Source organism: Flavisolibacter ginsenosidimutans, assembly GCF_007970805.1.
In the GTDB taxonomy this organism is placed as follows: domain Bacteria; phylum Bacteroidota; class Bacteroidia; order Chitinophagales; family Chitinophagaceae; genus Flavisolibacter; species Flavisolibacter ginsenosidimutans.
Window position 1 is genome coordinate 1,584,136 of the sequence record NZ_CP042433.1, and the last position, 12,324, is coordinate 1,596,459.

Here is a 12,324-nt window from a genome sequence, read left to right on the forward strand (position 1 = left end):
CTTGCTCCAAATATGTCTAATTATCAAGAGTGAATGAATCAAGAATTACAGGAAACATTTTGTTGAAAGTAAAAATCATTTCGTGCTCCTTCGTCATTAAAACAACCCAAACAACTCCGCATCCACCAAATTAATCACCTTGCCCAAATCCTCGTCATTCTCGCCAAATTTGTTTTGATCACCGTTGATGATAAGTAGCGGGCCTTCTTTGTACGCGTCAATCCATTTGTTGTAGTATTCGTTCAGGCGTTTTAAATAATCAAGGCGTATGTTCTCTTCGTATTCGCGGCCACGCTTTTGAATTTGTCCCACCAGCGTTGGCACCGAAGCCTGAATGTAAATGAGCAGGTCGGGTGGTTTCACCGTTGCTTTCAGCGTTTGAAAAAACGAAAAGTAATTGTCGAAATCACGCTTGGTCATCAGGCCCATTTCGTGCAGGTTGGGCGCAAAAATGTGTGCGTCTTCGTAGATCGTGCGGTCTTGGATAACTGTTTCCGTGCCCTGGTGAATTTCAATAAGCTGACTCAGGCGGCTTTGCAAAAAATAAATCTGCAACTGAAAGCTCCACCGCGGCATGTCTTCGTAAAAATCGTTCAGGTACGGATTATTCTCCACGTCTTCAAACTGCGGAATCCATTTGTAATGTTTGCTTAACTGTTGCGTGAGCGTGGTTTTGCCGGCGCCAATGTTTCCCGCAACGGCGATGTGCTTTGGTTTTTTTGCTTTCATAAACCCCAACCCCTAAAGGGCTTTTGATTAGTCGTTAAAAATATAGCTTTCCTATTTACGTCAAAGCACGTTAAAAATAATTCAGGCCAATCAACTCCCGTGTTTGCTGCAAGGTTTGTGCTGCGCTTTCGCGTGCCCTTTCCGCACCGCGCTGCAAAACTTTTTTCAGCCGCCCTTCATCACTTCTTATCTCTTTTGCTTTTTCACGTATCGGCGCAATGAATTTTACCATGTCTTCGGCCAATTGCTTTTTCATGTCGCCGTAGCGGATACTAGCCGAATTAAAATCCTCACTGAATTTTTGCACGGTGCTTTCTTCGCTTACAAGGCGCATGAGCCCAAAAATATTTTGTATGTAATCCGGCATTTGCGAATTCGGTTCCGTGGGGCCGCTATCCGTTTTCGCCTTCATCACTTTTTTGCGAATGAGATCATCTTCATCGGCAAGGTAAAGCGTGGCAAATTGGTTTTCACTTTTGCTCATTTTACCACCGCCGTCAAGACTTGGAATCTTTACCAGTTGTTCGCCGTAATTAAAGGCCACCGGCTCGGGAAACAATTCGCCATAGCGGTGATTAAAACGTTGCGCAAAATTGCGGGCAATTTCAAGGTGTTGCTCCTGGTCCTTGCCCACCGGAACGTATTTGGCGCGGTGAATAATGATGTCGGCCGTCATTAAAACCGGGTAGGTTAAAAGACCCGCATTCACGTTGTCGGGCTGCTGGCGAACTTTGTCTTTAAAGGTCGGCGTTTTCTCCAGTTCGCCTTTGTAGGCCATCATGTTCAGGTACAGATACAGTTCGGCAATTTCGGGTACGGCGCTTTGCAAATACAGGCAAACTTTCTCCGTGTCGAGGCCCGCGGCCATGTTTTCGGCCACCACGTTCAACACGCTGTTGCGCAGTTCTTTTGTATCGGGATGCGTTGTTAAAGCGTGCCAGTCGGCCACAAAAAAATAGCAGTTAAATTCTTCCTGCATGCGCACGTAATTGCGCAAGGCGCCAAAATAATTTCCGAGGTGCAGGTTGCCGGTTGAACGAATGCCGCTGACGACGATTTCTTTTTGCATAAGGCTGCAAATATAATCCCCCTGTCCCCCTAAAGGGGAGACTTAGGCTGTAAAAACTTTTCCGGTTCAAAGGCCGTTTTAACTTGATCATTTTTTATGAACCCGAAGCCAGTGCTACTATTAAGCTTCTGTTGCGTCGCACTACGTTCATCGTTCTTATTGCTATTCGGCAAGTTGAACCACAAGGGCACTTAGACACGAATGTTCACAAAGGCTTCGGATTGATTAGTGCCTTGATGTTTTGTGAGTCACAAAACACAAACTGCTGTAAAGAAAACTGAAGGAATAAAAGTCTGAATGACCTAAGTCTTCGCTTTAGGGGACAGGGGGTATCTTCGCGGCTTATGCCCGCACTAAGTTTTAGTTTAGAAAAGACCGATAATTTATCCGTTGCACGTGCCGGAACAATCACGACAGATCACGGTCAGATACAAACGCCCATCTTCATGCCCGTGGGCACCATTGGCAGTGTAAAAGCAGTGCCGCAACAATTGCTGAAAGAGCAAGTAAAAGCACAAATCATTTTGGGCAATACCTATCACTTGTATTTGCGGCCGGGCATGGAAACAATAGAAGCGGCCGGTGGTCTTCATCGTTTTATGAACTGGGACAAACCTATTCTTACAGACAGCGGCGGCTTCCAGGTTTTTTCGCTGGCAGCGGCCAGAAAGATCAAAGAGGAAGGCGTAACCTTTCAAAGTCATATTGACGGCAGCAAGCATCTTTTTACACCGGAGAAAGTGATGGACATTGAACGCACCATCGGAGCGGACATCATGATGGCTTTTGACGAATGCCCGCCTGCCAATTCGATTTACAAGTATGCACTGGATTCGATGAATCTCACGCATCGCTGGCTCGACCGCTGTTTCAAACACTTCAACAATACGCCGGACAAATGGGGCCACACGCAAAATCTTTTTCCCATTGTGCAAGGCGCGGTGTATCACGATCTGCGCAAAGCGTCTTGCGACTACATTTCTTCCAAAAACGCAACGGGCAACGCAATCGGCGGCTTGAGCGTGGGCGAACCCGAGCCGGTGATGTACGAGATTTGCCAGCTTTGTTGCGAGAACCTTCCGCAAAACAAACCACGTTATTTGATGGGCGTTGGCACGCCCTGGAATATTCTTGAATGCATTGCCCTTGGCGTGGACATGTTTGACTGTGTGATGCCCACCCGCAACGGACGAAACGCGATGCTTTTTACCACAAAGGGCGTCATCAACATTGACAACAAAAAATGGGAAAAGGACTTCTCTCCCATTGATGAAGGCCTTGACTGCGAATGGAGTCACTATTACAACAAAGCTTACGTGCGGCATCTGTTTAAGTCAAGCGAATTGCTGGGGTTAACCATTGCTTCGGTGCAAAATCTTGCGTTTTACTTATGGCTCGTTACCGAGGCAAGGAGGCACATTTTGCTGGGAGATTTCTTAAGCTGGAAAAATGAAATGGTGCCCGTGCTGAAAACGCGGTTGTAAAGGTTTTCGCACGGAGCTAAAGAGCAAAGGGGAAATACAGGAAACGTTGATTCTCGGCGATGATCGCTGCATCTCTCGTTCTCTGCGGTAAAGAAATGTCAACAACAAACAAAGCATCTACCCGAAACACGAAACCCTGAACATCAAACATCGAACTCCCAACCTTAAACTCGCTTTAACGAAGAATTGCGGTTCTTTGCAACCGTGTTAACAGGTGACTTACATAACTGGCAAAAGCGCAGCAAGGACAAACAAAAACTCTTCAAAAACTTTTTGGCAAAAGCCAATAAAAACAAAGTATTGAAGGCTTTGCCGCAATTGCACGAAGAAGCCTTTGAAAAAATTGACTGCTTGCAATGCGCCGCCTGTTGCAAAAACTATTCACCGCGCTTTAAAACACCCGATGTAAAACGCATCAGCAAGCATTTGGGCATGAAAGAAAGCCTGTTCATTGAAACCTATTTGCGGGTGGATGAAGAAGGTGACTTCGTGGTGAAAGCATCGCCTTGTCCTTTTCTTGGCGACGATAATGCCTGTTCCATTTACGATGTGCGTCCGTCTGATTGCCATCGTTTCCCTTATACAGATGAGGATGTGATCATCAAACGGCAAAGTCTTACGCTAAAGAATTCTTCCTTCTGTCCCATTACCTTTTACGTGTTGGAAAAATTGGAGCAACAACTGTCATGAAGTTGCTGGTCTGAACAAATGCAGTTATTTTCCGCACGCCAAAAATGCTGCTATGAAAAAAGTTACGGCCCTTACTCTCCTGTTAAGCCTCTTTGCCTTGCTTTTCTCGTCATGTGCTTCCGAATATTTCCACACGCCCAACGATCTCTACCGCATGAAAGGAACTGTTTATCTGCGAGACGGTACACAAAAGCAAGGTGCTTTAACGGTTCTGTTTGAAAACGGCATACAAGCCAACCCTTTTTCCATTTCACTCGTCCCTGCCGGAAGCGAAACAGCGGAATACCTGAAGTTCACCGACGTTGCTGCTTACGTAATTAATGGTGAAACTTACGTACCCAAGCGCATCAACCTGAACACCGCCGGCATTAACCACGATTTGTTTGTGAAGAGATTGTCGGACGGGAAAGCAAAAATTCAGTTGTACGAATTGCAGCAAAAGCGTAAGAGCAGCGACACCGGGGAAGAAACAAGTTTTTATTTTATCGGTGTTCCGGCGTATTCAGCCACAGAGCTGATTGAATTGCACAGCGCTTTACTGGTTCCCGGTTTTGAAGAAAAAATGAGCGCCTTTGTTGCCGATTGTCCGGCGTTGTCGGCAAAAATCAAAAACAAGGAAGGTGGCTATGTTTATTCGTATTTGTCGTCGGAATACAAAAAGCTCGAGGTAATGAAAAGAATCATTGATGAATACACGAGCTGTCAAAGTAAACCCGGCAACTAAAGCCTTCTTGCCTCCTCTATTTTGAACAAACTTGTAAAAGGGTTTTGAAATGATTGCGTAACTTTTGTTTCTAAATCTAACGATATGCCCCGCTATGTAATCGAACGAGAATTGCCCGGCGCAGGAAACCTGTCGCAAGCCGAACTGCAAGCCATTTCGCAAAAGTCTTGCAACGTATTGGACGAACTGGGTTCGCAAATTCAATGGATCGAAAGCTTTGTTACCGAGAACAAAATCTATTGCGTTTACCTGGCGCCAAACAAAAGCATGATCATGCAGCACGCCAGCATGGGCGGCTTCCCGGCCAACCGCATCGAAGAGGTGAAAAACGTTATCAGTCCGGTAACGGCTGAAAAAGAAATGATGGCCATTTAAGCCATCATTCGTCTTTCGAAAAAGCAAAGCTCAAAAAGCTTTGCTTTTTATTTGCTGCTGATTTCTTCGTAAGCCGCCGTAAGCGGCCGTTCAATTCCCTGGCCACTCCATTCGGTTACACCAGGAATAGAAGTGTTCTTGATAAAATCTTCTTTGCTCACGCCTTTTTTAAATTCGGTTTCGGCAAACTGCAAAACCTTGTCTAAATAATCGGCAAACTTTTTTAAATCTTCCGCGCTGCCGGTTTCTTCGCCTTCGTTTAACGAGTGGCCGAAGATGTAGATCGTGTCTTTGCCCCCTTTCTTTTGAAGCCTTTCCAAATCGCCAATCCAACTGCGCATGTTGGCACCGGCGCTGCGGTCCACAAAAGGATGGCGTTTATTGAACATCAAGTCGCCAACGTGCATGATGTTCGCATCTTCAAAATGATAAATCGCATCACCGTTCGTGTGACCCGGACCAAAATAATAACCCGTTATTTTCTCCTTGCCCAGTTTCAATTTCAAGTCCTTGTCAAAAGTTTGATCGGGGTAAAGTTGCTTGTCAACTTTGTTCGCTTTTTCGGCAACATTTTTTTGATTGATGAGTGAGTTTTGATGCGCTACCACGTGTTCGGCGATGCCTTTAAACGCAATGTTTCCGGACGTATGATCGCCGTGATGGTGTGTGTTCAATAAAAATTTTATCGGCGCGGTGTTTCGCTTTTGTACTTCCGCAATCAGGTGCGGGGCGGTGTCTTCAAACTGCGCATCAATCACCAATGTGCCTTCGGGTGAAAGCAAAAAACCGATGGTGCCGCCTCTTTCGGTAAAGATGCCGACGTTGTTTCGCAGCATTCTGATTTTGTAATCAAAAGGATTAAGCATGGTTGCAAGGGCTGATTTTTGAAACAAAAGAGATGCGCCTGTAAAAAGGCCAGTGTGGTAAAGAAAAGAACGGCGGTGCATGGTAACGATTTTGGTTAATACTCAAATTTACGCAAACCCGTTGCTTTTAACCAGGTGATGATGACCACGAGCAACGTCATGCAGCCACCAAAGACAACAGCGGGTGAAGCGCCGCCAAAAATTCGTGCGGTAAAGCCGCTTTCAAATTGCCCAAGTTCGTTGCTCGAGTTCACAAACATGGAATTGACTGAGCTTACGCGGCCACGCATTTCGTCCGGCGTAGTTAATTGTTGAACCGTACCGCGAATAACTACACTGATACCGTCCAGCATGCCGGCAAGCAGCAGCGCCCCAAAGGAAAGCCAGTAAAGCCGCGAGATGCCGAACACCACGATGCAAACGCCAAAACCCGCCACGGCATAAAACAATTTATAGCCTTGCCGCCTTGTAAGCGGCACGAGTGTGATGAACAAAATGGTGATCATGGAGCCGATGTCAATGGCTGCATTCAACCAACCAAAACCAATGGGACCCACCTTTAAAATCTTGTCGGCAAACTCCGGTATCAGGGCCGTTGCGCCACCAAATAACACTGCAAACAAGTCTAGCGAAATGGCGCCCAGCATGATCTTGTGCCGAAAAACAAAACGCAATCCTTCCCGCACACTTTCCCATGCATTGGCCGTAAGTTTTGGATGCACCACCGGCTTGCGGCCAATTCTCGACACCAAAAAAGCCGCAATTAAAACATAGGCAAGAACGACAATGAAAGTTTTGTTGGCGCCAACACCCGCAATCAAAAAACCCGCGGTCGCGTGACCCAAAATAGAAGCCGAAAGCCACGAAGACGATGAAATACTTGAAGCAAATTGTAAAATATCACGCGGCACCAACTGGGCAATGATGGCACTGGAAGTTGGTCCTGCAAAGGCACGGATCACACCGGTAAAAAAGATGATGACGTAAAAAAGCAGGGCTGACCTTTTTACACTCAATCCCTGTTCTATTGTTGGCAACGTAACAACAATCAAAGCAAGTATGCACAAGGAATATGAAAGAATGCCTTTCAGCAACAAGGTGCGCTTGTCGGAACGGTCAATGACGTGACCCGCGTACAGAGCCAGGGAGACTACCGGTATAAACTCCGACAAGCCCACGATGCCGATGGAAAAAGAATCTTTGGTGAGTTGAAACAATTCGTAAGCCACCACGGTAGCCACCATGCGCAAAGCCATGGTGTAAAAAAAACGGCTGGCGATGAAGATGCGGAACTCTGTATGGTTAAGGGGCGCAAGGCTTCGCTTCTGAAACTGCATAGGCGCAAATATCAAACATCCTTCGGAGATGAATCTCTCCCAACCGTGGCTTTCTTTTTTTGAAAACGTTCATAAACCAACAAAGCACAATACGAAGAAACAATACCGACAAAAATGCCGGCAAGTACGTCGGTCACAAAATGCTGCGCCAGGTAAACCCTTGAATAGCCTACCAAAAAAGCAATCAGCGGAAAAACATAAGGCGCCCATTTACGGTGCACGATAAATGCCAAGAGCAAAGAAGTAGTAAAGGCCGTGCTTGTATGACCTGAGGGAAAACTGTTCACATAATTGTTATGCTTCACTACAGGAACGACACGAGCTAAATCGTGCAACAACCGCAAAGGCCGCGGCTGCCCCGGAAAGACGACTTGCTTGAACAAAAACGTAATAAGCGAACAAAGGGCCAGCGCCACAAACGCCGCAATTAAAAAATCACGTTTGTAAAAAAGAGCGTAAACAAAAAGCGGCACCCACAACAACCATTCGCCTAAAAACGTCATCCAGTTGAAAAAATAATCGGCTTCAACGGAGTAATGACCGTTGACCATCAGAAAGGATTTGTCCTTGCCATAAATAGCCACAAACGTGGCCAACAGCAAGGCAATGACGATGCTGAAAAAAACGGCTTTTAAGAAATGATTGTATTCTTCACGGGGAAGGCGCATGAAAGTGACGATTGGCAATGAGCAATGAGTGAGACATTTTGTGAGGTGTGAAACGTGAGACGTGAAACCGTAAAGACTTTCAAAACCATCGTTCACGCCTGTCTCACGTTTCACTTCACACACCTTACGTGCATCACACGGTTATTTCCAGGGTTTCGTGCACCGGTTCTTTTTGATAAACTTTGCGCACCTGGTAGGTTTTTTTGCTTTGCGATTCGTAATAAGTTCGCACGGCAATCTCCGCCAAAATACCGATGGTAATGAGTTGAATGCCGCCGAGGAAAAAGATTAAACCGAGAATCAACATGGGCTTCCCCCAAATGTCGTGACCGAGGATTTTTAAGACCAACAGGTATGCATTAATCAAAATGCCAAGGCCAAGCGAAATAAACCCCAACGTACCAAACAAGTGCATGGGCTTTTGCATGTAGCGGCGAAAGAAAACCATCAACACCAAATCCGACAACACGCGAAACGTGCGGCCAATGCCGTATTTGCTTTTGCCAAATTTTCGCGGATGATGCTTCACGTCCACTTGCGTGATGCGTGCGCCTTGCAGTTTTGCCAACACCGGAATGAAGCGGTGCAGTTCACCGTAAAGGCCTAAATCTTCGGCAATTTCTTTCTTAAAAATCTTCAGCGTGCAGCCGTAATCTTTTATGTAAACACCCGTCATGCGGCGAATCATGGCGTTGGCAATCTTGCTTGGAAACTTACGCAGCACCGCGCCGTCTTTGCGGTTTTTGCGGTTGCCGGCCACTACGTCCCAGTCTTCGCGTTTGAGCAGGTCAAGCATGAAAGGAATGTCGGTCGGATCGTTTTGCAAATCGCCGTCCAACAGCGCAACGTACCGGCCTTTCGCATAGTCAATGCCGGCGGTCATGGCGGTGCTTTGCCCGTAGTTTTTGCGAAGCTCCACCAGCACGGTGCGGTCATCGGAATATTCAACAATGCGTTTGCGGGTTGCATCGGACGAGCCGTCGTCAACAAGAATCACTTCGTAATCAAAATCTTTCAGCGCATCCCGCACCGCATCCAGCAAAGGCTTGATGTTGTCTTCTTCGTTCATCACGGGAATAACAAGGGATAGTTCTTTCATGAGGCGGCAAAGATACCTCCCGCAGAACTTTGGCGAGTTGTCACACGCTTATTTCAACATTTCTTTGATTGGTTGATTAATTATGCACCAGGCTGCATTGCTGCTATTAAGAGACGGTTGCGTCGCACTCTTTTACGTTCGGTAAGTCTATTCAGCGCCGTTAGGCGCTGCACCTTGAAAGATGACGAGCAGACAATACCTCACGGCTCCGCAGGAGCCGAACAAACGAGAAACAAGTGCGGCTCCTACGGAGCCGAAAGAAAGAACTCAAGGATCAGTTTCTACAGGGGATGGTGTCCTGCGGAGACCAAGAAAAGATGATAGAAGTTCAGAACGATGATGAGTGCGACGCAACAGACGACGAGCCCTGTTACCGATGCCGGTTACACAAAAGAAAAAATTCAATCAAAAGCTGATTGAATTTTTAAAGCATCGTTTGAAAGCGAGGCCGTGTGTTGGCTAAATTTTTTTAGAGAATCCTGACAGGCCTCATTTCGCGTCCACTTCTTTTATCCATTTAATCACGCCGTTCATGAATACCTGCTGGTCGTCCCACATGCACATGTGGCTTCCGTTGGGACAATACAAATAGCTTCCGTGCTGCACCATTTTGCTCTGTTCTTCCATTGCTTTCGGGTCCATTGTGTCGTACTTCGCGCCAACCATCAACGTGGGCACGCTGATTTCTTTCAGGCGGTTTTTGATGTCCCAGTTTGTCAAACGTCCGGCAATGCCAAATTCAGACGGGCCCTGCATCATCACGTAAATCTGTTTGGAAACTTTGGTGCCGTCCAAATGCGTGAAGGCACGCACAACGGGATCGGGCCAGGGATTCAGGCGGCAAATGTGCTGTTGGTAAAAATTCGGCATCAACAATTCTTCGTAACGCGGATTCGAAAAATCTCCTTTTGCTTCAATGGCTTTGATCTCTTGCAAAACTTTTGGATCCATCTGCTTCGCCAAAACACTGTACGCGTATCTTCCGTAATCGGGACAACTCGCAACCATGTCCGCCACAATCAATCCTTTTAAATTCTTTTGGTATTTGAGCGCATATTCCATTGCCAGAATGCCGCCCCATGAATTGCCTAACACATAAAAATTGGTTGCGTCAGCGCCAATGGCTTTTCGCACCTGTTCCACTTCATCCACGTAACGCGGAATTGTCCACAAGCTGCTGTCGGTTGGCTGATCGCTGTACGGCGCACCCAGTTGATCGTATTCGTAAAACTCAAAGCCTTCTTTCGGAAAAAAGCTTTCAAAACATTCCATGTATTCGTGTCCGGCTGCGGGGCCTCCGTGCAGCAACAAAACTTTTATGCGCGGATTGTTACCGAAGCGTTTCGTCCATACTTTAAACGTACCGGCAGGTGTTTGAATGGGAATCATTTTAATGCCGGCTGATTGGACACCCGTGTCGCCGTAATTAAAATATTCCGCCACCGTGATGTCTTTGGGCGTGTTGGCCGTTTTTACTTTGACCTCGCAGGAACAGAGAAAGGACAGAAAAAGAAGCGGGACAGAAAAAAGAACAAGCTTTCTCATGGCAGACGATTTAAGCCCAAAAGTTAGACAGTTTTATTTTATTTTGAAGCTTTATACACGCACATGAAAAAACAAGTTTTTATCCTCGGCCTTTGCCTCAGCCAATGCCTTCTCTCCTTTTCACAATCGCACAAAGATTCGCTGCAGTTTCTGCAAAACGTGGCTTCGCTTTACGACTTGAACTTCACCGAAGCCGAAGCCGATTCTCTTCAAAGCAGTGTACTGTTTGCCAAAACCATTTACCAGCGCATGCACAAGGAATTGCCCAAGAACGACCTGGCTTTTCCCTTTGCTTTTAATCCCGCGCCTTATGGTTTTACGGTTCCCGCCAAACAAGAAAAAATTGTGTGGGACTTGCCCGCAAACGTTTCGCTTCCGGCCAACAAAAATGATTTAGCGTTTTACACCGTTGCGCAATTGGCCTCACTCATTAAGAACAAAAAGATTTCTTCTGTTGAACTGACGACTTTCTTTTTGAACCGTTTGAAAAAATGGGGCGATACCCTGGAATGCGTCATCACACTCACGGAAGATTTGGCAATGCAGCAGGCAAGAGCGGCAGATGCTGAATTGAAAAAGGGAATCTATCGCGGGCCTCTTCACGGCATTCCGTATGGATTGAAAGATTTGTTTGCGGTAAGAGGCTACAAAACAACCTGGGGCACCCGGCCTTACATGAACCAGGTGATTGACGAAGATTCATACGTGTACACGCAATTAAAAAAAGCCGGTGCGGTTTTATGCGCCAAACTTTCGTTGGGTTCACTGGCTTTTGACAACCGCTGGTTTGGCGGATTCACACGCAATCCCTGGAACCTGCAACAAGGCTCAAGCGGTTCGTCAGCAGGCAGTGCGGCATCAGTGGTTGCGGGACTTTTGCCGTTTGCAATTGGCACGGAAACATTGGGTTCAATTGTGTCACCATCCACTCGCTGCGGCGCTACGGGTTTGCGACCAACGTTTGGAACGGTGAGCCGCAGCGGCGCGATGGTGCTTTGCTGGAGCCTGGATAAAGCGGGGCCTATTTCAAGAAGCGTTGAAGACGATGCGATTGTTTATTATTATTTGAAAGGAACCGATGGAAAAGATTACGGTTCGGTTAACCATGCCTTTAATTACAACGGAAAACAAGACGTGAAAAAGTTGCGCATTGCTTACGCGGAAAATTATTTTCGCCGCCTGCCGAAAGACGCAATGGAATGGGGCGTGTTGGAAACATTCAAGAGGATGGGTGTAAATGTGCAGCCGGTGGCTTTTCCCGACTCTGCCGTTTATCCTTTCAACATCGTAAGCACGGTACTGAACGCGGAATCAGCTGCCGCTTTTGATGAACTCACAAGAACGGACAGAGACACCTTAATTGAACGACAAGACAAAGGCTTTTGGCCGAACAGTTTTCGTGCGGCACGTTACATTCCTGCGGTTGAATACATCAATGCAAACCGCTATCGTTCGCGTTTGTGCAAACAGGTGCAGGACTTCATGAAGAACTACGACGTGGTGATTGTGCCGACGTTTGCGGGCAACCAACTTTCTATCACCAACCTTACCGGTAATCCCGTTGTTTGTATGCCGATGGGCTTTAATCAAAGAGGCTTGCCGCAAAGCATCACCTTCGTTGGCAATTTATACGACGAAGCATCCATTCTTGAAGCCGCAAAAGCTTATCAAGACAAAACGGATCATCACAAAAAGCATCCGGAAAAATTTAACCGCTGATTGCACCGATTATAAAACG

General features: G+C 46.6%; 12 protein-coding genes. 5 read left to right on the forward strand and 7 right to left on the reverse strand.

Annotation, left to right across the window (positions count from 1 at the left end):
* Positions 1 to 96 precede the first annotated feature (96 nt).
* Both FSB75_RS06550 and trpS read right to left on the reverse strand, forming a co-directional pair.
* Complete coding sequence (locus FSB75_RS06550; protein WP_146784531.1) at positions 97 to 729, reverse strand: deoxynucleoside kinase; 633 nt, start codon at positions 727 to 729, stop codon at positions 97 to 99.
* A 70-nt stretch (positions 730 to 799) separates the two neighbouring features.
* Entirely contained in the window at positions 800 to 1,798 is a 999-nt protein-coding gene (gene trpS, locus FSB75_RS06555) for a tryptophan--tRNA ligase (RefSeq protein WP_146784534.1), read from the reverse strand.
* Between the two features lie 344 nt (positions 1,799 to 2,142).
* Between trpS and tgt the strand changes: the two genes are divergently transcribed.
* The 4 genes from tgt (at position 2,143) to FSB75_RS06575 (ending at position 5,071) form a co-directional block, all read left to right on the forward strand.
* Positions 2,143 to 3,282, forward strand: coding sequence for a tRNA guanosine(34) transglycosylase Tgt (gene tgt / locus FSB75_RS06560; RefSeq protein ID WP_146784538.1), 1,140 nt, complete (start codon positions 2,143 to 2,145; stop codon positions 3,280 to 3,282).
* Positions 3,283 to 3,555: 273 nt separating this feature from the next.
* The gene (locus FSB75_RS06565; protein WP_227990805.1) at positions 3,556 to 3,972 is read left to right on the forward strand and encodes a YkgJ family cysteine cluster protein; all 417 of its coding nucleotides are present in this window, start codon (positions 3,556 to 3,558) and stop codon (positions 3,970 to 3,972) included.
* A 52-nt stretch (positions 3,973 to 4,024) separates the two neighbouring features.
* A complete protein-coding gene (locus FSB75_RS06570) occupies positions 4,025 to 4,696 on the forward strand; it encodes a hypothetical protein (protein WP_146784543.1) in 672 nt (223 codons plus the stop codon).
* A gap of 84 nt (positions 4,697 to 4,780) precedes the next feature.
* Positions 4,781 to 5,071: a DUF4242 domain-containing protein gene (locus FSB75_RS06575; protein ID WP_146784545.1), complete on the forward strand. Its 291-nt coding sequence runs from the start codon at positions 4,781 to 4,783 to the stop codon at positions 5,069 to 5,071.
* 47 nt (positions 5,072 to 5,118) lie between these two features.
* Here FSB75_RS06575 and FSB75_RS06580 read toward each other — a convergent pair whose 3' ends face one another.
* The 5 genes from FSB75_RS06580 to FSB75_RS06600 all read right to left on the reverse strand — a co-directional run bounded on the left by FSB75_RS06580 (position 5,119) and on the right by FSB75_RS06600 (position 10,586).
* Entirely contained in the window at positions 5,119 to 6,018 is a 900-nt protein-coding gene (locus tag FSB75_RS06580; protein ID WP_146784548.1) for an MBL fold metallo-hydrolase, read from the reverse strand.
* Positions 6,019 to 6,032: 14 nt separating this feature from the next.
* The gene (locus tag FSB75_RS06585; protein WP_146784550.1) at positions 6,033 to 7,274 is read right to left on the reverse strand and encodes an MFS transporter; all 1,242 of its coding nucleotides are present in this window, start codon (positions 7,272 to 7,274) and stop codon (positions 6,033 to 6,035) included.
* Between the two features lie 11 nt (positions 7,275 to 7,285).
* Positions 7,286 to 7,942 carry a phosphatase PAP2 family protein gene (locus FSB75_RS06590; protein ID WP_146784553.1) on the reverse strand — a complete coding sequence of 219 codons (657 nt, stop codon included), beginning with the start codon at positions 7,940 to 7,942 and terminating at the stop codon, positions 7,286 to 7,288.
* Positions 7,943 to 8,075: 133 nt separating this feature from the next.
* Positions 8,076 to 9,041: a glycosyltransferase family 2 protein gene (locus tag FSB75_RS06595; RefSeq protein WP_146784555.1), complete on the reverse strand. Its 966-nt coding sequence runs from the start codon at positions 9,039 to 9,041 to the stop codon at positions 8,076 to 8,078.
* A gap of 489 nt (positions 9,042 to 9,530) precedes the next feature.
* The gene (locus FSB75_RS06600) at positions 9,531 to 10,586 is read right to left on the reverse strand and encodes a proline iminopeptidase-family hydrolase (RefSeq protein ID WP_146784558.1); all 1,056 of its coding nucleotides are present in this window, start codon (positions 10,584 to 10,586) and stop codon (positions 9,531 to 9,533) included.
* A 63-nt stretch (positions 10,587 to 10,649) separates the two neighbouring features.
* On the opposite strand from FSB75_RS06600, the gene FSB75_RS06605 reads away from it, so the two are divergent.
* A complete protein-coding gene (locus tag FSB75_RS06605) occupies positions 10,650 to 12,305 on the forward strand; it encodes an amidase (protein WP_146784560.1) in 1,656 nt (551 codons plus the stop codon).
* The last annotated feature ends 19 nt before the right edge of the window (positions 12,306 to 12,324 follow it).

Bases quoted from the DNA above. Each gene is read 5' to 3' on its own strand.
- FSB75_RS06550 (WP_146784531.1), bottom strand. From the start codon at position 729: ATGAAAGCAAAAAAACCAAAGCACATCGCCGTTGCGGGAAACATTGGC.
- FSB75_RS06600 (WP_146784558.1), bottom strand. From the start codon at position 10,586: ATGAGAAAGCTTGTTCTTTTTTCTGTCCCGCTTCTTTTTCTGTCCTTT.
- FSB75_RS06605 (WP_146784560.1), top strand. From the start codon at position 10,650: ATGAAAAAACAAGTTTTTATCCTCGGCCTTTGCCTCAGCCAATGCCTT.
- FSB75_RS06590 (WP_146784553.1), bottom strand. From the start codon at position 7,942: ATGCGCCTTCCCCGTGAAGAATACAATCATTTCTTAAAAGCCGTTTTT.
- FSB75_RS06575 (WP_146784545.1), top strand. From the start codon at position 4,781: ATGCCCCGCTATGTAATCGAACGAGAATTGCCCGGCGCAGGAAACCTG.
- trpS (WP_146784534.1), bottom strand. From the start codon at position 1,798: ATGCAAAAAGAAATCGTCGTCAGCGGCATTCGTTCAACCGGCAACCTG.
- FSB75_RS06585 (WP_146784550.1), bottom strand. From the start codon at position 7,274: ATGCAGTTTCAGAAGCGAAGCCTTGCGCCCCTTAACCATACAGAGTTC.
- FSB75_RS06570 (WP_146784543.1), top strand. From the start codon at position 4,025: ATGAAAAAAGTTACGGCCCTTACTCTCCTGTTAAGCCTCTTTGCCTTG.
- tgt (WP_146784538.1), top strand. From the start codon at position 2,143: ATGCCCGCACTAAGTTTTAGTTTAGAAAAGACCGATAATTTATCCGTT.
- FSB75_RS06580 (WP_146784548.1), bottom strand. From the start codon at position 6,018: ATGCACCGCCGTTCTTTTCTTTACCACACTGGCCTTTTTACAGGCGCA.
- FSB75_RS06595 (WP_146784555.1), bottom strand. From the start codon at position 9,041: ATGAAAGAACTATCCCTTGTTATTCCCGTGATGAACGAAGAAGACAAC.